Source organism: Myxococcales bacterium (genome assembly GCA_016720545.1).
Classification (GTDB): domain Bacteria; phylum Myxococcota_A; class Polyangia; order Polyangiales; family Polyangiaceae; genus JAAFHV01.
The window spans coordinates 55029-77833 of record JADKKK010000034.1 but is presented as its reverse complement, the minus strand read 5'-3'; the positions used below and the strand labels follow the sequence as shown (position 1 = coordinate 77833).

Sequence of the window (22805 nt, the reverse complement as noted above, 5' to 3'; positions counted from 1 at the left end):
AGAATGCGCGCCCGTGGGCCGGCGCCGGCGCCCCGCTCCCACCAATTCGCGCTAGGTTGGCGCCAATGGTCGACACGAAGACCCCCGCCGCCGCACCGCTCGCCGCCCCCGCCGCGCTTGCCGCGCTTGCCCCGCTCGAGCACGCGTTCTCCGAGCTCGAGAGGCTCCTCAAAGATCGCGAGGTCGGGTGCGCACTCGCGGAGCGCGGCCTCAACGTCAGCCTCGCGCTCGTCGCCTGCGACGGCCTCCGCGCGTACCTCGACGGCCACCACGCGCGCGCCGCCGAGGACCTCGCGACCGCCGCGGAAGAAATCGCAGCTCGCTACCGGCGTGCAAGCCACGAGAGCCCGTCGTGAGCGCCGCCGAGCCGTTCGCGGCGATTCGGTTCCCGACGTCCGGCTGGCGCGCCCTCGTGCTCGATCAGCGGCGCCTCCCTTGGGCAGAGATCGTCGACGAGGTCACGACCTGGGAGGCGATGGCCCTCGCGATCGGCGACATGCGTGTCCGCGGCGCGCCCGCGATCGGCGTCGCCGCTGCGTACGGCATGGCGCTCGCGGCCCACAGCGCACCTCCCGCGACTTCGGCGTTCATCACGCACATGGAGCGGGCCGCCGCGGGCCTCACCGCCACCCGCCCAACCGCGGTGAACCTCGCCTGGGCGGCCGGCGCGTGCCTCTCCCACGCGCGCTCGGTCGCGCCGCTCGGCCCCGACGAGCGCGCCGAGTCGTGCCTCGCGTTCGCCCGCGCGCTGCACGAGGCCGACGTCGCGTCCTGTCGGCGCATCGGAGAGCTCGGCGCGGCGCTCCTGCCCGACGAGGGCACCGTCCTCACACACTGCAACGCGGGGGCGCTCGCCACCGGCGGCTACGGTACGGCGCTCGGCCTCCTCCGCGCCGCGCGCGCCATGGGCAAGCGCCACCGCGTCCTCGCCTCGGAGACCCGGCCCTATCTCCAGGGCGCGCGCCTCACCGCGTGGGAGCTCTCGCGCGACGGCTTCGACGTGTCGATCGTGTGCGACAACATGATAGGTCACCTCCTCGCCAAGGGGCAGATCGCGTGCGCCGTCGTCGGCGCCGATCGTGTCGCGCGCAACGGTGACGTCGCGAACAAAATCGGGACGTACGGCCTCGCGTGCCTCGCGAGGCTCCACGACGTGCCGCTGTACGTCGCGGCGCCGCTCAGCACGGTCGATCGCGACGTGTCCGACGGCGACGCCATCCCCATCGAGCAGCGGAGCGCCCGTGAGGTCGTGGAGCTCGACCTCCCCGGGGGCTCCGTGCGGATCGCCCCCGACGGGGTCGGCGCGCTCCACCCCGCGTTCGACGTGACCCCCGCGCGCTTGGTGACGGCGCTCGTGACCGAGCGCGGCGTGGCCTCGCCGTTGAACGACGCCTCGCTCGCGGCGCTCTTCGGCGGCTGAGGTCGAAGCGCTCCCGGGTCGCCCCCTCCTTGCCAGCGGCGCCGCGGCCGACTAACCAAGCCACGTGAGCCAAATCTCGCGCTTCGCGCCCAAGCCGGCATGGTTGAAGGTCCGCGCACCCGGGGGCGAGTCGTACGGGCGGCTGAAGAGCACGTTCCGCGATCTCGACTTGCACACAGTGTGCGAGGAAGCTCGCTGCCCGAACGTCGGCGAGTGCTGGTCCGAGGGCACGGCCACCGTGATGCTCCTCGGCGACGTGTGCACGCGCGGTTGCCGGTTCTGCGCGGTCACGACTGGCGATCCACGCGGCGCCGTCGACGTGCGCGAGCCCGAGCACGTCGCCCGCGCGATCGCGCGCCTCGGGCTCCAGTACGTGGTCCTCACCATGGTCGATCGCGACGACCTCCTCGACGGCGGCGCGTCCCACGTGGCCCGCACCGTGACGCGCCTGCGAGAGCTCCGCCCCGACATCCTCGTCGAGACGCTGCTCGGCGATTTCGGCGGCAACTTCGACTACGTCGACCCCACGGTCGACGCCGCGCCGCACGTGTGGGCCCACAACGTCGAGGTCGTGCGGCGCCTTCAGCGCACGGTGCGCGACGTGAGGTGCGGCTACGACCGGTCGCTCTCGGTCCTCCGGCGCGCGAAGGAGCGCCGCCCCGAGACGCTCACCAAGAGCTCCATCATGGTTGGGGTGGGCGAGACCGACGAGGAGGTCCTGGAGACCCTCGCCGATCTCCGCGCCGCGAGCGTCGATCTCGTGACCCTCGGGCAGTACCTGCGGCCTAGCCCGAAGCACCTCGCGGTCGAGCGCTTCGTCACACCCGAGGCCTTCGAGCGTTACGCGGAAGAGGGCCGCAAGCTCGGCTTCGCCTATGTCGCCAGCGGTCCCCTCGTGCGGAGCAGCTACAAGGCCGCCGAGGTGTTCGTGCGCGGCGTGCTCAAGCCCGAGGGGCCGGAGGGCGTGCGCGAGGTGCTCGCGACCCGGCTCGCCGCCGCGCAGGCGGCCGCTGTGGCGGCGGGCGGGGACCCGGCCACGGCCACGGTCCCGTCACCGCTCCTGTCCGCGTCCTCGCTCGTCCGCCGCTGAGCCGCACGCCCGCGCCCATGTAGGGAGGTGTCAGGCTAGCGGAATGTCGGGGGCGTGCTCAGAATGGGAAATCATTGCGGGGCGTCATACGTACACTCCGGGAGGCCCATGAAACTATCCGTCGCACCGCTCGTCCTCGCCGCCACCGCCGTCACGCTCGCCAGCCTCGCCGTCGCGTCTCCCGCGGCCGCTGAGCCCGTAGCGGTCCCCACGATGGGGATGGCCCCGTCGTTCTCCGAGCTCGACGACGAGCTCGCCGTCGACGTCGCCGACGGCCTCTCCGACGACGCCATCGCCGCGCTCGGCCGCGAATACGGCATCGACCTCCGCGACAACAGCCCCGGCCGGAAGGACGACGCAAACATCGCCGTCGCCCGCGGCGCACGCGGTCGCATGGCGGAGCTCGTGGCGCGCCTCTCGCGCGATCCGCGGGTGGAGCGCGCCGAGCCGATGGGGCAGCTGCGAGCCACGTTCGTCCCGAACGATCCGAAATTCGGCGAGCAGTGGCACCTCACGCGGGTCGGCGCCGAGCGCGCCTGGAACCTGTCGTGCGGCGCGGGCGTCACCGTGGCCGTCATCGACACCGGCGTCGCCTGCTACGACGACGGCCCCTTCACGAAGGGCACCGACCTCGCCGGCACCCGCTGCGTCGCCGGCTACAACTACGTCGACAAGAACGATCGCGCGGCCGACGACCACGGCCACGGCACGCACGTCGCCGGCACCATCGCGCAGACCACGCACAACGGGCTCGGGGTCGCGGGCCTCGCGTATTGCGCCAAGATCATGCCGGTCAAGGTGCTCTCGGCCGCGGGCTCGGGGTCCACGGCCGACGTCGCCGAGGGCATCCGCTTCGCGGCCGATCACGGCGCACAGGTCATCAACCTTTCGCTCGGCGGGCCCATCCGCAGCAAGATCCTCGAAGACGCCGTGAACCACGCGCGAGCGAAGGGCTCGCTCGTCGTCGCCGCGGCCGGAAACTCAGGAAGATCCGTGGGTTACCCGGCGGCCTACCCCGGCGTGCTCGCCGTGAGCGCCACCGACAAGAACGACAACATCGCCTGGTTCTCCTCTCGCGGGCCGCAGGTGGGCATCGGCGCGCCCGGCGTGGCGGTCGTCCAGCAGACCGTGTGCAACAAAGGCCGGGACAAGTGCGAGGTCTTCGGCGTCTTCAACGGCACCAGCATGGCCTCGCCCCACGTCGCGGGCGCGGCGGCCATGGTCGTCGCCACGGGCGTCACCGATCCCGACGCGGTGCGCGCCACGCTCGAGCGCAGCGCCGTCCCCAAGGAGGACGCCAAGCTCTTCGGCGCCGGCATCCTCAGCGCGTCGAGCGCCACGCTCCGCGCGGTGTTCACGCAGCACTACCTGCCGCGGCTCCTGGCTCTCGCGGGGCTCCTCTTCCTCCTCGGTCGCCACATTCGCGCGCGCCGTGGCGCGCTCGCCACGGGCCCGGGGGTGTGGTTCGGCGTGCTTCTCGGCGGCTTCGGCCTCTTCCCGCTCGCCGGGCTCACCGGCGTGCTTCCGCACCTCGGCCCCGCGCGCGGCCTCGTGGACGCGCTGCTCACCCACCCAATCGGCGAGTGGGATCTCGCGCTCGACGTGAACCTGCACCGCTTCCTCCCGCTGGCCAACGCGCTCCCCGCGCTCGGAGCGCTGGCGCTGCTCTTCGGCGTCAAGCAGCTCCGCGGGTGGGTCGGCGGCCTGGCGCTCGGCTCCGCCGCGCTGCTCATGCAGATGGCCGCGAGCGGTGACGTCGTGTTCGTCCTCGGGCCGGTGCCGATGCGCCTCTTCGCGGTGGCGAACGCGCTCGTGTGCGTGTGGATCGCGCGGGTCGCCCTCGACCAGAAGAACGGCAAGAGCGTCGGCTAACGAAAAGACGCCGTCGAGCGCCGGACTTCGGTACGCTCCCCGCAGGCCGAATGTCCCTCAAGATCGACCAAGATCACTCGCGCTTCCGGAACATCGTGCGCGGCAAGATCCGCGACAACCTGAAGCGCTACATCTCCCAAGGGGAGCTGATCGGGCGGAAGGGGAAGGACCTCGTGTCCATCCCCATTCCGCAGATTGACATCCCGCGTTTTCGCTACGGCGACAAGCAGCAGGGGGGAGCCGGCCAGGGCGAGGGCAACCCTGGCGATCCCATGGGCGGCGGGGATCAGGAGCAGGAGGGCGACGGCAAGAAGGCGGGCAAAGACGCGGGCGAGCACACGCTCGAGGTCGACGTCACGCTCGACGAGCTCGCCGCGATCCTCGGGGAGGAGCTGAAGCTCCCCGACATCGAGAACAAGGGCAAGTCGAAGCTCATCAACGCGAAGGACCGCTACACGGGCGTCCGCCGCGTCGGGCCCGAGTCGCTCCGACACTTCCGCCGCACCTACCGCGAGGCGCTGAAGCGGCAGATCGCCACCGGCAGCTACCAGCCCGACCGCCCGCTCGTCGTGCCCGTGCCAGACGACCGCCGCTACCGCAGCTGGAAGACCATCTCGGAGCCCGTCGCGAACGCCGTCATCATCTACATGATGGATGTGTCGGGCAGCATGGGCGACGAACAGAAGGAGATCGTGCGCATCGAGAGCTTCTGGCTCGATACGTGGCTCCAGCGTCAATACAAAGGCCTCGAGAGCCGCTTCATCATCCACGACGCGTCCGCGCGAGAGGTCGACCGCGACACCTTCTTCCGCACGAAGGAGAGCGGCGGCACGATGATCTCGAGCGCGTACAAGCTGTGCTCGCAGCTCATCGACGACCACTTCCCGCCAGAGGAGTGGAACGTGTATCCGTTTCACTTCTCGGACGGCGACAACTGGTCGATGGACGACACCCTCGCCTGCATCGAGCTCCTGAAGCAGAAGATCCTGCCGCGGGTGAACATGTTCGCGTACGGCCAGGTCGAGAGCCCGTACGGCTCGGGGCAGTTCGTGAAAGACCTCCGCGAGCACCTCGGCAAGGACCCCCGCGTCATCACGAGCGAGATCCGCGATCGCGACGCGATCATGAAGAGTATCAAGGACTTTCTAGGAACCGGGAGATAGGCCGCGCATGAGCGAGTTTGCGCTGAAGACCGCGCTGCCGCGCTACCTCCACGACGAGCAGCGCCGCATCGAGAAGATCGCCTCGGACGAGGGGCTCGACTTCTTCCCGACGGTGTTCGAGATCCTCACCTACGACCAGATGAACGAGATCGCGGCGTACGGCGGCTTCCCCACGCGCTACCCGCACTGGCGCTGGGGCATGGAATACGAGCAGCTCTCGAAGAGCTACGAGTATGGCCTCTCGAAGATTTACGAGATGGTCATCAACAACAACCCCTCGTACGCCTACCTGCTCGAGGGCAACTCGCTCACCGACCAGAAGCTCGTGATGGCGCACGTGTACGCGCACGTCGACTTCTTCAAGAACAACTTCTGTTTTCGCTCGACCGACCTCGACACCGGTGGTCGAACCTCCGACCCGGCCGTGCGCCCGCCCAGCTACGATCCGAACCGCCGGTGGATCGACAAGATGGCGAACCACGGCGCCCGCGTGCGCCGCCACGTCGCGCGCCACGGCGTCACCAAGGTCGAGGAGTTCGTCGACAGCTGCTTGTCTCTCGAGAACCTCATCGACCCGCACGCCGCCTTCTCGGGACGGGAGGCGCCGCCGCTCGACGACGAGGACGACGCCGTCGAGGAGGAGCTGCCTCGGCTGCGGTCGAAGGACTACATGGAGCCCTTCATCAACCCGGTGGAGTACCTGGAGGAGCAGCGTCAGAAGCGCGCGGCGGCGAGAGAACGCTCGAAGCGCTGGCCCGAGCGACCCCAGCGCGACGTGCTCGGGTTCTTGCTCGAGCACGCGCCGCTCGAGCGTTGGGAGCGTGACGTGCTCGAGGTCATCCGCGAGGAGGCGCTCTACTTCGTTCCTCAGATGCAGACGAAGATCATGAACGAGGGCTGGGCGACCTACTGGCACTCGAAGCTCATGACCGAGAAGATCCTCGATGCCTCCGAGATCATCGACTACGCCGACAACGCCGCGGGCGTGCTCGCGACCAGCGGGGGGAAGCTGAACCCCTACAAGCTCGGCGTCGAGCTCTACCGCAACATCGAAGAGCGGTGGGACCGAGGGCAGTTCGGCAAGGCGTGGGAGGACTGCGACGACCTCGCGGCGAAGAAGACCTGGAACCTCCGCCTCGGCCTCGGCAAGAAGAAGATCTTCGAGGTGCGCGCACTCTACAACGACGTGACCTTCATCGACGAGTTCCTCACCCCGGAGTTCGCCGCCGAACAGAAGCTGTTCTCGTTCGGCTGGTCCAACCGAAACGACCGCTACGAGATCGAGAGCCGCGAGTTCAAGCAGGTGAAGGAGAAGCTGCTCTTCCAGCTCACCAACGCGGGGAACCCGTTCATCTACGTGGAGGACGCGAACCACGACAACCGCGGGGAGCTGCTGCTCACCCACGACCACCAGGGCCTCGAGCTGCGCGGCGACTATGCGAAGGAAGTGCTGAAGAGCCTGGCGCGGGTGTGGAAGCGCCCGGTCCTCCTCCACACCCTGTCGGAGGGCAAGGAGATCCACCTCCGCTACGACGGCCGCGAGCACAGCTCCCGAGCCCTCCCCAAGACGTGAGCGCCACATGAGCCCGACGTTCGTGCGCGATGAGGGACATTGGCTGTATCGCCTGAGCGCCTCCGAGTGGATTCGGGCCGCCCAGGCCGAGCTCGAGCGCGCCGAGCGCGCCTACTCCAGCGGCGACGGCCGGGGCGGGCTCGCGGGCGCGCGAAGGGCCGCCGGGATGGCCTTGAATGGTGCGCTGATCGTCGCGCCCAACGCGGGGTGGGGGCGGACCTACATCGAGCACCTCGTCGCGCTTCGAGGCGAGCCGGACCTGCCCGACGCGGTCCGGGAGGCGGCGCGGGTGCTCGTCGACGCCGCGCCCGCGCGCCCCGGCGGCCCTCAGCTCGTGGTACTGCGTACGAAGGGCACGACGGAGCGCGTCGTCGAGGCCGCACGGGACGTCATCGCGCACGCGTTCACGGTCACTTGCCGAGCGGAGCCGCTGTCATGAAAGGTAGTTCATTCCTGCTGTCCTCGCTCGCGGCGCTCGCGGCCGTCGGGGCCGTCGCCGCGTGCGATCCCCCTCGGGAGGCCGCGGCGCCCGCACGCAATCTGCCGCCCGTCGTCCCGGTGGAGCTGCCGACGTTTGGGGTCGCGTCGCCGAGCGTCCACGACCCCGGGGACGCCGGGGCAGCCACCCCCCATCGCCCCGTCGGCTGGTTCCCACCGCCGAAGCCCACCGCGATCCCGCTCGCGCGCACTGGCAACCCCGAGCTCGACGCCAAGCTCGCCGAGGGCGACGCGGCCTTCGCGAAGGAGGAGTTCCCGGCCGCCCTGAAGCTCTACGGCGAGGCGCAGAGGCTGAGCCCGAAGCATCCAGCGCCGCTCGTCGGCGTCGCCCGCTCGATCGTCGCGCGGGAGACGCCCACGCTGAACTTCGCCGCCGCCAAGGGCAACCGGCTCGTTCAGAACGCGCTCGCTGACCTGCGCCGCGCGCTGAAGCTCGACCCCGAGTTTGGCCCCGCCGAGGCGGAGCTCGGCCGGGCCTTGCTCCTCTTGGGGGACGCGCCGCTCGCCATCGACCCGCTTCGTCGCGCGGCTGGCAAGCTCCCCAACGAGCCCGAGGTCCACTCGGCGCTCGGGGTGGCGCTGCTCGCGTCGGGCCGTGGCGAGGAGGCGGTCGGCTCCCTCGCGCGGGCCGTCGAGCTCGACCCGGGGAGCGCTCCCCGGCGGGGAAACCTGGGGACCGTGCTCTTCATGCGCGGCCGCATCGACGAGGCCGTGAAAGAGTACGAGGCGCAGGTGGCCCTCGACGCGGCGGATCCGCGGGCGCACTCCGATCTAGGCACCGCGCTCCTCTCGCGGAACGACTTCGTCGGGGCCATGCGCGAGCTCGAGCGTGCGGTCGAGCTCGACCCGAAGCGCGCGACGTTTCGCTCGAACATCGGGTACGCGCTCCAGCTCCAAGGCAAGCACACGGAGGCCATCGCGAGCTATCGAGAGGCCATCCGGCTCGACGACAAGCTCGCGAGCGCGTGGATCAACCTCGCCACGGTCCTCGCGAAGGACCCCGCCACGCGGGCCGAAGCGCGGACCGCGCTTGAGAAGGCGCGCGCGCTCGATCCGCAGGACCCCCGGGTCGTGGCCAACTTCAAGGAGCTGGAGGCCCTCGAGAAGGAGTCGAGGAAGCCCTGATCTCGCCTCCGGCGGGCGCCCCGTCGCCCCCTCGTTGGCCGTTCCTGGTTGACCCGTCTGTCCATCGCCGCCTAGCGTGGCGCTGGGCATCCGGCGTGATGGCTCGCCCGGGCGCCGCAGCAAGGTGGAGGCTTCGATGACGGTTGGTCGCGTGAAGTGGTTCAACGACGAGAAGGGCTGGGGCTTCATCAAGCAAGATGAGGGGCCCGACGTCTTCGTGCACTACTCGCAGATCAGCGGCGACGGGCGCCGTCGCCTCGTCGAGGACGAGCTCGTCGAGTTCGAAATCAAGGAGGGCCCGAAGGGGCTCCAGGCGGTGAACGTGCTTCGCCAAGATGGCGCCCCCGCCGAGCTCGCGGTGGGTTAGCGCGGCGCGGCTGGCCCGCACCGCGACCTGTGATCGAGCTCCCGGCGCTCGATCCATAGCGCCCTTGGGAGACGCCCGTTGGCCCGTCGGAGCCGCGCGCCGTGATCCCGCGCTGGCGTCGCGGAGCGCGGGGTCGCGCGAATCGCCTTGACGGGTAGATTGGCTGAGCCAATATACCGTCTATGCTTCATGCCATACCTCGCCGGGTGGGCGCCACTTCGGCCTGCGCGGCCCAGCTTCGGGACGCCATCCTGCGGGGCGAGCTCCAGGTGGGCGAGCGATTGCCCCCTGAGCGCTCGCTCGCCGTGACCCTCGGGGTGAACCGGGCCACCGTACGCGCGGCGCTGCACGAGCTCGAGGCCAGCGGCCTGGTCACGGCGCGTCAGGGGTCGGGGTACGCGGTCCACGACTACCTCACCTCGGGCGGCCCCGATCTGCTCGCACCCCTCGCGGACCTCGCCCGCGAGGAGGGGCGCCTTGTCGGCCTCGCGGCGGAGCTGCTGTCGGTCCGGCGGCACCTGGCGCGCGCGGTGTTGGAGCGCTTGGCCGCATGGCCACCCGGGGAGGTGGCGCTCGGCGAGGCCCTCGCGCGCGTGGACGCGCTCGCCGCGCTCGCGGCCCGGCGCGCCCCGCCCGTCGAGCTGGTGCGCGGCGACGTAGCGGTGCTCGCAGCGCTCCTCGACGCGACCGGGAGCCCGGTCCTGCGCTTGTTCCTCAACCCCGCGGCGGCCGCGCTCGCGCACGTGCCCGAGCTTGGGCAGGCCATGATGGCCGAGCCCGCGCTCAACGTCGCTGCCTGGCGAGGCCTCCTCGCGGCGCTCGCAGGGGGCGCGCTGGCCGTCGAGGCCACGCTCGCCGGGCTCGCCGCCCTCGACGCGGCGACGCTCGCCCGTCTCGCGCGGATCACCCCTCGGGGCGCGCGCCGAGGTGCACAGTGAGATCGGCCCACGTCGGCAGCGCCGCCGCCGCCGCCGCGGCCGCGTGGCTCCCGCTCGCCGCGCGCGCCCTCGAGGGCGCCGGGCGCCTCCTCCTCGTGCGCCCCCACGAGGTGTCCGAGGGCCTCGCGCGCGCTCGCGCTGCCGGTCTGCCCTGCGCCATCCCGAACGAGTGGCAGCTCACGCTCGGCGTCGCGCGCATGTGGCACCGCATGGTGTTCCGCCCGGAGTCGGTGGGCACGGGTGGCGGCGCGCCCCCACGCGCGACGTGGCGCGCGCGGGCCCTCGCGCTGCGGCCCCTGCGGTTCCCGTTCCTCGTCGCGGAGCGGGCCATCGCGCCGCTCGACTTCTCCGGCCTCCGGAGCTCGCGGGAGCGGGGGGTCCGACACCTGCTCGCGGCTCACCATGGATGCGACGAATTCATTTACGATTTCGAGCTCTTGGAGCTCTATCCCGGGGCGCTCGGCGAGCTCCGAGACCGCGCCCTCGCGATCGTCAGCGGCGAGAGCCCGCGGGCGGCCTGGCTCCGCGATCTGTGCGTGTTCGAGGGCTACCACGAGGCCCTCCTCGCCGCCCTCGAAGCCCGCGCCGCCGCGCCCAAGGCGCCCCCGCCGCCCGCCGCCGACCCGGACACGAGCTTCTACGCTTACCTCGCCTGGTGCGCGCGGCAGCCGGCGACCCCCGAGGCCACGCTCGCGGCGGCGCTCGCGCGAGACTTCACGGTGTCGAAGGGCGTCGCGGCAGCGGCGCAGAGAGGTGCTGCATGAACCTGAAAGCGCGCCCCGAAGGGGCGAACGAAGGTCGACGGCGAGCCCGAGCCGCAGGCGAGGTGTCGCCATGAAGGCGAACGAAGTATGGGCGATGTCGGCCGACGAGCGGCTCGCGTGCCTGCGTGGCGGTGCGGCCGTCGCGCCCGAGAGGCTCGCCGGCGCCGACTATCGGGGCGTATCGCTTGGGCTCCCGCGGCTGGTCGAGCGCCTCACATGGAAGACGTTCCGTAAGTCCTTTCGACGCGACGCCGCCGGCACGGTCTCGGGGCTGAACGTACGACTCGAGCAGACCGGCCTCGACGGCGCTCCCCTCCCGAGGCGCGACGCACGAGGCGAGGTGGTCTCGTTCGGCCCGTTCGCTGTCGTCCCGCTGCCTGCGGGAGGCACCCCGTTCGGGTGCGAGTCCGGCGTGGTCTTCGACTACGGCGCGACGCACCCCGCCTGGAACCCGATCGCGCTCACGCGGGACGTGGTGGTGGCTCTCGACCCGGAGCACACGCTGCTGTTCGGGGCGCTGTACGTCGAGCTGGGAGGGCTCCGCCTGCGCACCCCGAGCTTCTTCACGCTCGAGCGCGAGCGCTGAATCGGGCGCGCACTTGGCCGCCGCCTTCGGCCGCGTGCTACGCTCGTGCTGTCCACGATGCACCCCGCCGCCTGCACGCGCCCATGGCTCGCCCTCGCGCTCGTCGCGCTCGTCGCGCTCGCCGCGCCGGCGTGCGCCACCGGCTCGCCGGTCGTCGACGGCGACGATCCCGACCCTCTCAACCCGCCGACGGCCCCGGAGGCCGGCGTCACGCCCGACGCGAGGGTCTCCGACTCCGCCTCCGACACGAGCTCGCCGGATGGCGCTGGACCTGACGGTGCCCCTCCCGACGCGGCCCGCGACGCGAGCCCGGTCGACGCGGCCCGCGACGCGAGCCCGGTCGACGCGAGCCCGGTCGACGCGAGCCCGGTCGACGGAGGCCCGGTCGACGCGGGGCCGGTCGACGCGGGCGCGTGCGTCACCGCGCCGCCCAGCAACGCCTGCGGCGTGAATCCACAGTGCGGCTGCACGGCCACGCAGACCTGCGACGTCACGAACCTCACGAGCGGCGCGGTGAGCTGCGTGGGCGCGGGTTCCGCGGCGGCGGGGCGCGCGTGCACGACGACCAGCGGGTGCGCGCGGGGCCTCACGTGCTGGAACGGCGCGTGCCGGCCGTTCTGCTCCCGCGGTACACCCACCTGCGGCCCGGGGACGCTCTGCTTCGCCCCCCAAGACGCCGGGGGCGTGACCACCCCGAACCTCGACGTGTGCTCCGTCCAGTGCGATCCGTCGCGCGCGTCGGCTGTGTGCGGGACGAACGCCTGCGTCTGGTTCGCGTCGGCCGGCGTGGCCGACTGCCGCCCACCTGGCACGCGGCCCGAGTACGGCGCGTGCACCTCGACCGCCGATTGCCGCCAGGGCCTCGTGTGCATCAACGACCCCATCTTCGGGCCCGAGTGCCAGCGCTGGTGCCGTGTCGGCAGCAACGCCGACTGCTCGTTCGGCGACAGGTGCTCCGACGTGCTCGGCGCGAGCGCACCGACCGTGCCAGGCACGGGGGCGCGCATCGGCCTCTGCGTCTTCTGAGACACCCACCGCCGCCGAGAGCTGTCGGCCCGGGCCGCGCCGGGGCGGTTCGCGCTCGGGAGGGCTCGCGCCCGCGTGGTGTGTCCGTCCCGGAGAACGTGTTCAGAAAACGAGCGCGGTGCTCTAGCCTCGACAACATGAACAGCCGTCTCCGCTCTCTCGTGACCGCGCTTGGCCTCGGCACCGCCGCCTTCCTCTCGCTCGCCACGAGCAAGCCCAAAGAGGAGACCTCGGCGGAGCCCGTCGACGCGGAGACCGCCAAGTACATCGGTGACTGGGAGGGCGAGGGAGTGACCCTGTCGATCGCGACGGACAAGACCTTCACCTTCAAGAAGCAAAAAGGCTCCACGAGCTCGTCGGCGAACGGCAAAGTGAAGGCCATCCAAGGAGGGCAGATCGTGGTGAAGGCCGCGTTCATCGAGCTGAAATACAAGGTCGACGTGGCGCCTACCGAGGAGGACGGCGTGTGGACCATGACCGTCGACGGGAACGCGCTCACGAAGCGAGGCGCGGGCGCGGGGAAGGGCGCCTCGGTGAAGACGAAGCTGGAGGGCAGCATCGCCACGCAGTTCGCCAGCAAGGGCATCACGAAGGTCGTGTGCCCGGCCTCGGTGACCCAGCCGGAGTTCGTCTGCACCGCGACCCTCAAGAACGGCAAGACGGCGCCGGTCAACGTGAAGCTCAAGAACGCGTCGAAGGGCGACTACAGCTTCCGCACCGAGGTCGTCGACGTGGACGCCGCCACCCTGGCGACGAACCTCGCGGAGCTGGTCGCCAAAGAGACCAAAGGGAAGCTGAACGTCACCGTCGACTGCGGCACGGGGAAGCTCTACCTGCCCGAGGGCGATCCGCACCTGTGTGAGGCCGTCGACAAGCGGACCAAGAAGAAGGGCACGGTCGAGGCCAAGTTCACCGGGGGCGATCTGCACTGGTCGGCCAAGGGCTTCTGAAGCGACCCCTTCGCGTAGCTGTCGCCCTCGCGCTGCTGCTCGGCGGCGCCCCTTACGCGCTGCGCGAGGAGCCGGTCTGGCTGCTCGCGCGCTCCGCGGCGATCTCGCGCGGGTGGCCGGGGTGGTCGTCGCGCACCGAGCCCCTCCGGAGAGCGCTCGGCCCCTGGGTGATGGGCCACCTGAGCGACGCCGCGCTGGCCGTGGCCACGGCGGCGTTCGTGGCCGACGCGCAGGCGCCCTCGTCGCGGCGCGCGCGTGCAGCCTGGCACGCGGCCGGCGTGGGCATGCTTCTGGGCCTGGAGGTGACCCAGGGGCTTCTGGGTATCGCGACCACTGATGTGCTCGATATGATTGTGATTTGTGTGGGGTACGGCGCGGTGGCGCTCGGCACGGAGCGTCGGAGGTGAGGGCGCTCCCCTCACGCTGCCCCCTTGTTGGTGGTGGGGGTGCTGCCGCGTCTTGCCCGGAGGCGGGCCGCGACGGCGATGCCCAATGCGCTGACCGCAAGGGTCAGCGCCAGTACCGCGGCGAGGGCGCCGCGCGGGCCGTGGCCTTGGTGTTCCACCGCGGCGTACACGGCCCCGCCCAGGCCGGTGGCCGCGGCCGTGCACAGCGCTTCGGCGAGCTGGAGCTGGCCCGACACTTCGCCCTCGCGCCCAGGGGGCGCCTCCGCGATGCAGTAGAGGGTCGTGGCGCCGTAGGTCGTGCCGATGCCCGCTCCCGCGATGAGGCACCCCACGCCGGCGAGCGCCGCGGGCAACGAGCTCAGCAGCCCGACCGCGACCAGGGCGATCCCGAGGGTGAGCACCCCGAACCCGCGCTGGACACGCGCGGCGCGCCCCGAAGCGCCGGTCCGGCTCTCTTGGCGGTCTTGCACCCACGAGGCCGCGATCCAGCCGAGCGACGCGGCGCTCAGCACCAGCCCCGCGCGAGTGGGGGAGGCGCCGCGCAGCTCGCTCGCCCCCAGGGGCACGAACGCCTCGGTGCCGAAGTACGCGAACGCGAGGACCCCCCGCACGGCGATGCCCGCCGGCAGCCCCGGCCGCGCCGTGAGGGCACCCGCGGGCAGGAGCGCGCGGAGCGCGGGCGCGAGCAGCGCGAACCCCAGCGCTCCGGTCGCGAGCGCGCCGCCGAGCCATGGCCAGGTGTCGCGACGAAGGGCCGCCGAGCCGAGCAACAGGCCCGCCCCGGCCGCGAGTCGCGCCGCCTTGCGCAGCCGTACGCCGTCCCCGAGCGGCTTGTGGAGCGCGAGGGCGCGCATGGGCGGGAGCACGACCAGCGCCGTGACCACCAGCAGCGGGACGACTCCGACGAACACGAGCCGCCAGCTCGCGCGCTGCACGACGTACCCGGAGAGCGCAGGGCCGCACACGGCGGGCACGATCCACGCGCTGGAGGTGAGGGCCATCATGCGCGCGCGAAGCGCGTCGGGGTAGCCTCGCGCGACGGCCACGTACGCCGCCGCCAGCATCGCCCCGCCGCCCGCGCCCTGGAGCGCGCGTCCTGCGAGGAAGAGTGGCATGCCGCGCGCCGCCGCGGCGAGGAGCAGCCCCGCGCCGAAGCCCGAGAGCCCCGCGGCCATCGCTTGCCCCGGGCCGCGCGCGTCGGCGAGCTGCCCGGCGGCGACGGTGCCCAGGAGCCACGCGAGCATGAAGGTGGAGAAGGCGAGGCCGAACAGCGACATCCCGCCGAGCTCGCGCACGACGGTGGGCAGCGCCGGCACGACGCCCATGCCTTCGGCCGCGAAGGACGCCACCGCGAGGAGTACGCCGAAGGTCAGGGCGCGCCGCTCCCGCCCGAAGACGCCGTGCCCGGGCTCGCCATCGCGGAACGTAGGGCCGTCGTCGGCGCGTCGCGCGTCCGAGGCGGGTGTGTCCGGCGGGTCGGTCGTCAAGGTCGCGCGCCCACGCCGCGTGCTCGCATCGGCGCGAGTGTTCGCCAGGGCCCGAGGGGAGTCAAGCCGGGTCGCGCGTCGCTTTCGCCGCGACGCCGGCCTGAAGTAGATGCAACTCCGATGCGGAAGCGCTACCCTAGCCGAGCGAGGCGTGTGCCTCGCCCAGAGCCTCCCCCGTGACCCGACCGCGCCCACCCAAGACCCAAGACCTGCAGGCGCTCCTCCGCTCGGCGGGCCTGCGCAGCACGGTGTCGCGCCTCTCGGTGCTGGAGTACTTCCACACCCACGGAGGGCAGAACAGCCACGCCGAGATCTTCGAGGCTCTCGCGGACCGAGGGTTCGATCGCGCCACGATCTACCGAATCCTCATCGACCTGTCGGACGCTGAGATCTTGTCGCGCACCGACCTCGGCGACCACGTTTGGCGCTTCGAACTGAAGCGCGGCGTCGGCGGCGTGGACCACACGGACGAGCACCCCCACTTTCTCTGCGTCGACTGCGGCGAGGTCTCGTGCCTGCCGGGGTTGTCGATCCGCCTCGAGGGCTCGTCGAACATGCCCAAATCGGTGGCGAGGCACAAGGTCGCCGTCCAGCTCAAGGGCCGCTGCGACAACTGCGGCTGACCCCTCGCGCTCCACCGCCCCGGCTGCGCCGCGACGGCTCGGGCCAAGCGCGAGCGGGACGCCACTTTTCCCCGTAGGCCGGCGGGAGGGTGGTACGGTCCGGCCATGTCGCCCGAGAAGCCTCGACCGGGCTTCCTCGCCCTCGAGCTGCTCGACAACCGCTTCCCGGTGCTGCATGGGCTGCGGGTGCTCGCCATCTTGAGCGTCGTGCAGCTGCATGTGACCGCCGTCATGGCTGGCGAACAGCACATCACGCTCGATCCCGACCTCAGCGGCTTCTCGGTGTCGATCTTCTTCGGCATGGACATGTTCTTCGTGCTGAGCGGCTTCCTCATAGGGACCATCCTGCTTCGCTCGCTCGAGCAACACGGCTCGCAGAACATCCGCCGGTTCTACGTGCGGCGCGCGTTCCGCACATTTCCGCTCTACTACGTGGTGCTCGTCGCCCTCGCGCTCGGCACCACGCTCACGCCGCAGCAACGCGCGCACTTGCCGTACGAGCTCATTTACGCGACGAATTTCATGCCTGGCGGGCACACACAGCTGGTGATGAGCTGGGGCTGGTCGCTGGCGCTCGAGGAGCAGTTCTACCTGACGGTGCCGCTCCTGTTCGTTCTCCTGTGGAAGCTGCCCACCGACCGCGCGCGCCTCGCCCTCCTGGGCGCGCTATGGGCGAGCGCGCTCGCCGTGCGACTCTTCATCTTCTACCGGTACGGCCCTTGGGAGGACTTCGCCCTCTTCCGCGCCATCTACGTGAGCACCTACACGCGCTACGACACCCTCGTGTGCGGCATCGGGCTCGCGTTCGTCCACGTGCGTCACAAGGACCGAATGACGGCCTGGCTCGCCGATCCCTTCCACCGCGCGCTCCTCGCCGTGCCCGCGCTCGGCTGCCTGTGGCTCCTCGTGAGGCCCGAGCTCTTTGGGCGCGAGAACCTCCCGATCTTCCACGTGTTCGCGTGGGGCACGCTCACCACGGTGATGTATTTCACGAGCCTGCTGCTCTTCCTCTCGGGCGCCGGGAGCGTGACGCGCGCCCTCTCGCGGCCCGTCTTTCGGCGCATGGCGACCCTCGGCTACGGCGTGTACCTCGTGCACATCCCCATCCTGCAGCGGGTGATCTTGCCGATGGCGAAGGGGCTCGGCGCCCGCAAGTGGCCGATGCTCGTCGTGTGGCCCCTGTCGTTCGTCCTCGTGATGGTGGCGTCGTTCGCGCTCTCGTACGCGCTCCACGTGCTGGTCGAGAAGCCGAGCCTTCGCCTCCGCGAGCGGATCGCGGCCTGAGCGGGGGCGCGTGGCGTGAACGTTGCTTCGCGCCGCGTGTGCCCGCCTTCCTGACGACCGCGCCGCTCTGCTTCTTTGGCACGCTCGACGGGCTCTCCCTGCCGGAGGTCCTCGAAGTTGCCGCCTCGTTCGCGGCTCACACGCGTGTGGAGCTCCTCTACGCAGGTGGCGCAGTGAGCGCGCTCACGTTCGACGACGGCGCCGTCGTCCACGCGCGCTTCGGGGCGCTGCGAGGTCTGCCGGCCGCACTTGCTGCTCTCGCGCAGCGCCCGGTGGGGTTCACGGCCCGCGCGGCCCCATCGCGAGCGTCCATGTCCGCGTGGCCGCTCGATTCTCTGCTCGCGCACGCGAGCGCGCTCACCGAGGCCGAGCTCGCCAACCTCGGCCGTCGCGCGGAGGCGTGGGCGCGCGCGATGCCCGGCGAGATGCGCAGGGCGCGCTTGCTGCCGTCCGACGACGAGGACATCCCGCCGTCACCTCGCCCGGAGGCGCTCGCGGCCCGGTCGCATCCGTGGCGAGCGGCGCGGTGGAGCCGCAGGCGAAGCTAGAGCGCCGAACCGCTTGATGGACTCCAGGGGACTAGTAGCAGCCCGCTGAGAAACGGACCGAGCCCGCGCGTCGCCCGCGCGGCATCGGGCGAGGCGCGATCCGAGGAGCCCGCGGAGCCTACTTTTGTGCTTTTGTAGGGAGCGCAGCGCAGCCCGTGCCGATGCGGCGGCGCGCGGGCGACGGGAGCTTATCAACGGGCTGCTAGTCCCCTGGAAGCGTGATCCCTTCCAGAACTCGCGCGGGTTCGGCCTTTCGCCACAAGGGAGCGAGGGGTGTCCCGTTTTCGGCGGCGGTGGGAGGATACTCATGTTCGAGGGTCGGCGTTCTCGCGCGGTCACACCCGAAACCACTGTCCCCTGAGCGCAAAGCGCCGCCTCCACCGCGCGGAACGACGTCCGAGTTGAGGACGGGCCCGCCGCCGCCGAAAACGGGGCACCCCCTCGCTCCTCGGCATGACACCGAAGACCGGACTTCTGATACGAACCACGACTCCAGGGGACTAGGGGTCGAAAGGGGCGCCAAAGCCCTCCTCGGGCGGCGTGATCGAGGGGTACCCGCGCCCGGTCTCGGTGGCCCACACCATGCCCTCGGCGTCGAGGTCGCGGTCGAAGGTGAAGCGCGCGCGCTCCGGTCCCTCGGCGCCCACCTGCAGGATCTCGATCCGCATGTCTTCTACGCGGAGCACCGCGCCGAGGGACATGGGCGCCGCCCCGAACACGTCGCCGTCTTCGGTGGTGAAGAGGCTCACGTCCCGCGGGGCGGTGAGCACCAGGGTTCGAGGGCCTTCCCGCATCGCGAGCACGTGGGGCGCCCGCGCGAGCACCCTCCACCGCCGGGGCGGTTCGGCTCTCGGGTTCAGCGCGAAGGGCATGAAGAGCGCCGCGTTCGGCGCGCGCACGAGCTGCACCGCGACCTCGCTCGGCGTTTGAGCGTCGACGGCGCCCGCGCGCTTGCCGAGGGAGCGCGCGTGCGAAGCGAAGAGGCGAGCGCCGAAGCCGATCTCCTTGCCGACGACCCACGAAGTGATCGGGGCGTGGATGAGGTGAAGAAAGCCCAAAGCGTACGCGACGCTGGCCGTGAGCGCACCCCGCGGCGCGTGCGCGCTCTCCAGTGCGCCCTCGGGGGCCGGTGGCGCGAACCAGGCGTCGTTCAGCACGATCGCGACCGTCGACGCGACGCCGAGCATGCCTGCGGCCAGCAGGCGAGGCGAGGTGCTCACCGCCAGGGCGGGCGCGAGGCCGAGCACGGAGCCCGCGAGCATCGCCGTCGCGTGGCCGGCGGCGCGGGCGTCGAGCCTCGCGATCGCGCCGTGCACGGGCGCGGCGAGCAGCGCGAGCGCCACGAGGAAGAGGAGGCCCACCTGCGACCCGCCGAGCGCGCGGAGGCCATTCCCGTCGAGCGACAGCCACGCGTCGAGGAGTAGCGAAGCGAGGCGTCTGGGCGCGTGGCTCATGAACTCGCCGAACGCCTGCGTCGGGTCGGAGTAGAACCCGGAGCCGGCGGCGCCGTAGTGGAAGTGGTGGCGGATGGCGAGGTACGCCGCGGTCGGGGCGAGCCACGGCAGCACGCCGAGTGCGCGCCCCGCGTACGACGGGCTGGGCGTCGCCTCGCGCGCGAAGACCTCCGCGGTGACGACGTAGCCGGCCAGCAGGAGACCGTACTCACCGCCTGCCATGGAGAGGGCGAACAGGGCCGCCGCGGCGGCCCCCCGCGCCAGGCTGCGCGACGCCCGGAAGTCCTCGTAGTGCCCGAGCGCGAACAGCCCGAAGGCGAGCGACACGAGCGCCTCGCGGTTGGCGAGCCAGGCGAGCGGGATCGCGTGGCACGGGGCGAGGGCGAACACGACTGTGGCCAAGAGGGCGATCCGCGGAATGAAGAACCTGCGGAAGAGCCCGCGGGCGCCGAACACAGCCGCGAGCCACCACGCGAACGAGTGCAGATGCATCACGAGCGGGTGCTCGCCGAAGAGCGAGTGGTCCCCGTAAAGGAGCGCGCTCGACAGCGGCCGGAGGAAGCGGATCTCGAGGCGCGGGTTGGTCCACCACGGCAGTATTCCGCGGGTCATGAGCACGCCGCGGTCGCGCTCGCTCACGAAGTCGTAGAGGTCGAGGGGGCCTCTCGGCGAAGGGTAAACGTGATTGACCATCGCGCGATGGATGTAGTCGTCGAGCCACAGTGGGCAGGCGAGGGAGGGCCAGAACACGAAGACGCCCACGGTCGCGAGGCAGAGGAACGCCAACAGGGTGGGGCCGTCGTCGAGCAGCCTCCTCAGGCGCCCGCCCGGCGCGGGGCCCGCCGCGCCGCCCCGGCCGGCGGCCAAAGGTGGGGCGGCGCTGGCTTCGGCGGCGTCCGGCGAGTCTGTCATGCGTGGCGTGTATCTATTTCGAGGGTCAGGGTTGTCGAGGCGGGGGGCATCGAGTAGTACAAGGGGCGTGAGCGCCCGTTATACTCCTTTCGCCCTCCTCTCGGTGGCCTTCCTCGGTCTCGCCTGCGCGTCGCTCGCGGCCTGCGCCGGCTCGGAGGACCCCGCCGTCGAGGAGCCGACGCCCGCCAAAGACGCAGGCGCCGCGAAGGACGCCGCCGCCGCCGACGCGACGTCGTCGGTGGACGCCGCCAAGCCTCCGGTCGACGCGGCACCCACGGACACTTGCGCTCCCGCGTGCGCCACCGACCAGCAGTGCCAGACCAGCTGCGCCAAGCCGGCCAAGGGAACCTTCTGCTGCGACACCGCCCTCAACAAGTGCTACCCGAGCGCGGCCGTGTGCCCGGCGCCGCCGCCGCCCCCGGACTCGGGCCCGCCCACCACGTCCCCCTGACGCCGCGCGCGCGCCTCGTCCGCCGCCAGCACGCCCCGCGATTCGTCGTGGGGCGTCGTCGTTTGTGGGCGTCGTTCGCCACGTCGGTCTCCGTCGGGAGGTGCCGAACGTGCCAGCGGACGTGCCGCACGCCGGGCGCGCAGGGGCTCGGGGCGTCTCGTGCGGCGACCTGCGCGATCGAGGCCCGCCACGGCGGGCGCCTCGCCCGTACACCCGCCGAGGATCACGCCCGCGTCGCTTGGCGCGCCATCACCACCCTTCGTGAACACCTGCGTGCGAATTCCCGTTGACACGGGCCGTGGGGTTGGGTAATTCACCTCCCACGAACCGCGGGAATAACTCAGCGGTAGAGTGCCACCTTGCCAAGGTGGACGTCGAGGGTTCGAATCCCTTTTCCCGCTCAAGTCGCTTTCCCTCGCAAGAGGGCGTATGAACGAAGGCGTGCAGTGCTCCTCGCACCGCGCGCCTTTTTTCTTTGTCTCTTGCCATGCGCCGAACCCTCGTCGTCGCCGACGTCCACCTCACTCGCCAGACGCCGCGTCCGGTGGTCGCCGATCTCGCGCGGCTCTTCACCGAGCACCCTGGCGCCCGGGTGTACGTGGCCGGCGACCTGTTCGATCGGTCGGCGGAGGCCGCCCCCACTCCCTCGGTCGAAGAGGTCCTGGGCGCGCACCCTTCGCTGGCGCCGGCGCTCGGCGAACACCTGGAGCGCGGGGGCGAGCTGCGCCTCGCTGCGGGCAATCACGACGCCGACGTCGGGCGTGAGGGCTTCGGCGACACCCTCGCGCGCGCGCTCCGGCTGGGGCCCGAGGCGCGCGCGCGGCTCTCGACGACGCCGTGGTTCTTCCGCGACGGCGGCCTGCACCTGGAGCACGGCCACGTGTTCGACCCGGACAACGCGCCGGGCCACCCGCTCGTCCACGGTGCGCCAAGCCTTGGCGTCCGCTTCGTGCACGACTTCATCGCGCCCACGGGGGCCTACGCCTACTTGAACCGCAACGACAAGCTGCCCCTCGACCTCTTCACCGAGGCCTTCACGCGCTACGGGGCCCGCGGGCCGCACGTCGTCGCGACGTTCTTTCGCGCCTCGTTCGCCGCGCTCGCCAACGCGGGCCCCTTCTACGACCTCGACGCCGAGCGGGCCTCCGGCGACGCCCTGCTCGACGCGTTCGCGCTCGGCGCCGACGTCTCCGCGGACGCGCTCCGGGGGCTGCTGTCGGCGCAAGAGGCGCCCACGCTCGCGCGCCTCGGCGACACGTTCGCGCGGCTCTACCTCGACCGGGTCACCTTCACCATGGCATTGCTCGGCTCGCTGGGCCTGGCGGCGACGGGCCGCCGGCGCGCGGCGCTCGCCCTCGCGGCCGTGGGGATGGGCTGCATGCTCTCGAGCTGGGCCGCGGGCCACAACCGCTACGCCGGGCGGGTCGTGACGCGCCTCGCGGCGGGGGCGCGTCTGGTCGCCGGCGCCACGGGCGCGAGCCTGGTGGTGCTTGGGCACGCCCACAGCCCGGAGATCACCGAGCGCTACGCGAACCCCGGAACCTTCTCGTTCTCGCCCGGCGAGTCGCGCACGTTCCTCGAGCTTCACTCCGCCGGCGACCGCGTCACCGCCACGCTCCGCGCGCTCCGCAAGTCGGCCACGAGCTGACGCCCATTCCCCGGCGCGGATCAGCGGGTCGCGCCCGTGCCGGCCCGCGGCGCCTCGGGCGCGGCGCCCGAGCTCTCCCACGCGGCCTCCACCGCGAACCCGCGCGCGCCCCGCCAGCTGGCGGGCGGCCCTGCCGCCGGCGAGAGCGACGGATACGAGAGGCCGCGGGCAGGGGAGATGAGGCACAGGAGCCCCGCGCGAGCGGTCTCGCTCCCCGGCGCGAGCTTCGCGTCGCTGCCGGTGACGCGGCCGCGCTCGTCGAGCAGCACGACGAGGCGCGCCGCCCCGGGCGCGAGCGATCCGAGGCGCGCCGCGCACGCCTCGAACGCGCCGGCGAGCCGATCGACCACCGAGCGGGCCTCGTCCGGCGTGAGGCCGCGGGCCTCCGCGAGCCCCACCGAGACGCGCCTGGAACGTGCAACATACACGTAGCCGTCGGTGCCTGTCGCGGGCGCGGGCGTCGCTACAGGCGACGCGCGGGGGCCCGCGTCGGCGGCCGCAGGGGAGGGCACCTCCGGCGAGCCGCGATCGATCGACGGCGCGCAGGCGATCGCGAGCGTAGCAGCCGTCCACGCCGCAGCCACGGCCGCTCCCCAGCCCGTGCGCCACGGCGCGCGCC

At 71.9% G+C, this 22805-nt stretch carries 23 protein-coding genes and 1 tRNA gene; 20 read left to right on the top strand and 4 right to left on the bottom strand.

The window, feature by feature from the left end; genetic code table 11:
• Positions 1–65 precede the first annotated feature (65 nt).
• From IPQ09_27060 to IPQ09_26995, 14 genes are all read left to right on the top strand, one after another.
• On the top strand, positions 66–356 hold the full coding sequence (locus IPQ09_27060; protein MBL0197808.1) for a hypothetical protein: 291 nt from the start codon (positions 66–68) through the stop codon (positions 354–356).
• Positions 353–1420: an S-methyl-5-thioribose-1-phosphate isomerase gene (mtnA, locus tag IPQ09_27055; protein MBL0197807.1), complete on the top strand. Its 1068-nt coding sequence runs from the start codon at positions 353–355 to the stop codon at positions 1418–1420. The genes IPQ09_27060 and mtnA overlap by 4 nt, the downstream gene beginning before the upstream one ends.
• A 73-nt stretch (positions 1421–1493) precedes the next feature.
• Complete coding sequence (lipA, locus tag IPQ09_27050; GenBank protein MBL0197806.1) at positions 1494–2510, top strand: lipoyl synthase; 1017 nt, start codon at positions 1494–1496, stop codon at positions 2508–2510.
• Between the two features lie 108 nt (positions 2511–2618).
• The gene (locus IPQ09_27045; GenBank protein ID MBL0197805.1) at positions 2619–4382 is read left to right on the top strand and encodes a peptidase S8; all 1764 of its coding nucleotides are present in this window, start codon (positions 2619–2621) and stop codon (positions 4380–4382) included.
• 50 nt (positions 4383–4432) lie between these two features.
• The gene (locus tag IPQ09_27040; GenBank protein MBL0197804.1) at positions 4433–5545 is read left to right on the top strand and encodes a DUF444 family protein; all 1113 of its coding nucleotides are present in this window, start codon (positions 4433–4435) and stop codon (positions 5543–5545) included.
• Positions 5546–5552: 7 nt separating this feature from the next.
• Positions 5553–7118, top strand: a complete 1566-nt coding sequence (locus IPQ09_27035) for a SpoVR family protein (GenBank protein ID MBL0197803.1) — start codon at positions 5553–5555, stop codon at positions 7116–7118.
• Between the two features lie 7 nt (positions 7119–7125).
• The gene (locus IPQ09_27030; GenBank protein ID MBL0197802.1) at positions 7126–7557 is read left to right on the top strand and encodes a hypothetical protein; all 432 of its coding nucleotides are present in this window, start codon (positions 7126–7128) and stop codon (positions 7555–7557) included.
• Entirely contained in the window at positions 7554–8741 is a 1188-nt protein-coding gene (locus IPQ09_27025) for a tetratricopeptide repeat protein (GenBank protein MBL0197801.1), read from the top strand. The genes IPQ09_27030 and IPQ09_27025 overlap by 4 nt, the downstream gene beginning before the upstream one ends.
• Positions 8742–8877: 136 nt before the next feature.
• The gene (locus IPQ09_27020; GenBank protein ID MBL0197800.1) at positions 8878–9108 is read left to right on the top strand and encodes a cold shock domain-containing protein; all 231 of its coding nucleotides are present in this window, start codon (positions 8878–8880) and stop codon (positions 9106–9108) included.
• Between the two features lie 206 nt (positions 9109–9314).
• Entirely contained in the window at positions 9315–10046 is a 732-nt protein-coding gene (locus IPQ09_27015; GenBank protein ID MBL0197799.1) for a GntR family transcriptional regulator, read from the top strand.
• Positions 10043–10810, top strand: coding sequence for a hypothetical protein (locus tag IPQ09_27010; protein MBL0197798.1), 768 nt, complete (start codon positions 10043–10045; stop codon positions 10808–10810). Before IPQ09_27015 ends, IPQ09_27010 begins: the two co-directional genes overlap by 4 nt.
• Before the next feature lie 70 nt (positions 10811–10880).
• Positions 10881–11396, top strand: coding sequence for a hypothetical protein (locus tag IPQ09_27005; protein MBL0197797.1), 516 nt, complete (start codon positions 10881–10883; stop codon positions 11394–11396).
• A gap of 57 nt (positions 11397–11453) precedes the next feature.
• On the top strand, positions 11454–12422 hold the full coding sequence (locus IPQ09_27000) for a hypothetical protein (GenBank protein ID MBL0197796.1): 969 nt from the start codon (positions 11454–11456) through the stop codon (positions 12420–12422).
• Positions 12423–12559: 137 nt separating this feature from the next.
• Positions 12560–13372 (top strand): hypothetical protein, encoded by an 813-nt coding sequence (locus tag IPQ09_26995; protein MBL0197795.1) that lies wholly within the window; start codon positions 12560–12562, stop codon positions 13370–13372.
• Positions 13373–13424: 52 nt separating this feature from the next.
• Here IPQ09_26995 and IPQ09_26990 read toward each other — a convergent pair whose 3' ends face one another.
• The gene (locus tag IPQ09_26990) at positions 13425–13658 is read right to left on the bottom strand and encodes a hypothetical protein (protein MBL0197794.1); all 234 of its coding nucleotides are present in this window, start codon (positions 13656–13658) and stop codon (positions 13425–13427) included.
• A 132-nt stretch (positions 13659–13790) separates the two neighbouring features.
• Complete coding sequence (locus IPQ09_26985; GenBank protein MBL0197793.1) at positions 13791–15266, bottom strand: MFS transporter; 1476 nt, start codon at positions 15264–15266, stop codon at positions 13791–13793.
• A 176-nt stretch (positions 15267–15442) separates the two neighbouring features.
• On the opposite strand from IPQ09_26985, the gene IPQ09_26980 reads away from it, so the two are divergent.
• The 3 genes from IPQ09_26980 to IPQ09_26970 all read left to right on the top strand — a co-directional run bounded on the left by IPQ09_26980 (position 15443) and on the right by IPQ09_26970 (position 17721).
• Positions 15443–15889 (top strand): transcriptional repressor, encoded by a 447-nt coding sequence (locus tag IPQ09_26980; protein MBL0197792.1) that lies wholly within the window; start codon positions 15443–15445, stop codon positions 15887–15889.
• 105 nt (positions 15890–15994) lie between these two features.
• The gene (locus tag IPQ09_26975) at positions 15995–17173 is read left to right on the top strand and encodes an acyltransferase (GenBank protein MBL0197791.1); all 1179 of its coding nucleotides are present in this window, start codon (positions 15995–15997) and stop codon (positions 17171–17173) included.
• Positions 17174–17211: 38 nt separating this feature from the next.
• Positions 17212–17721, top strand: coding sequence for a hypothetical protein (locus IPQ09_26970; protein MBL0197790.1), 510 nt, complete (start codon positions 17212–17214; stop codon positions 17719–17721).
• Positions 17722–18221: 500 nt separating this feature from the next.
• Here the strand turns inward: IPQ09_26970 and IPQ09_26965 are convergent, their stop codons facing one another.
• Positions 18222–20087, bottom strand: a complete 1866-nt coding sequence (locus IPQ09_26965) for a hypothetical protein (protein ID MBL0197789.1) — start codon at positions 20085–20087, stop codon at positions 18222–18224.
• 67 nt (positions 20088–20154) lie between these two features.
• Between IPQ09_26965 and IPQ09_26960 the strand changes: the two genes are divergently transcribed.
• The 3 genes from IPQ09_26960 (at position 20155) to IPQ09_26950 (ending at position 22186) form a co-directional block, all read left to right on the top strand.
• Positions 20155–20538, top strand: coding sequence for a hypothetical protein (locus IPQ09_26960; GenBank protein ID MBL0197788.1), 384 nt, complete (start codon positions 20155–20157; stop codon positions 20536–20538).
• Positions 20539–20867: 329 nt separating this feature from the next.
• Positions 20868–20939 (top strand) — tRNA-Gly (locus IPQ09_26955).
• Positions 20940–21025: 86 nt separating this feature from the next.
• Complete coding sequence (locus IPQ09_26950; protein ID MBL0197787.1) at positions 21026–22186, top strand: hypothetical protein; 1161 nt, start codon at positions 21026–21028, stop codon at positions 22184–22186.
• Between the two features lie 20 nt (positions 22187–22206).
• On the opposite strand, the gene IPQ09_26945 is transcribed toward IPQ09_26950, so the two are convergent.
• Entirely contained in the window at positions 22207–22770 is a 564-nt protein-coding gene (locus tag IPQ09_26945) for a hypothetical protein (GenBank protein MBL0197786.1), read from the bottom strand.
• Positions 22771–22805: the final 35 nt, after the last annotated feature.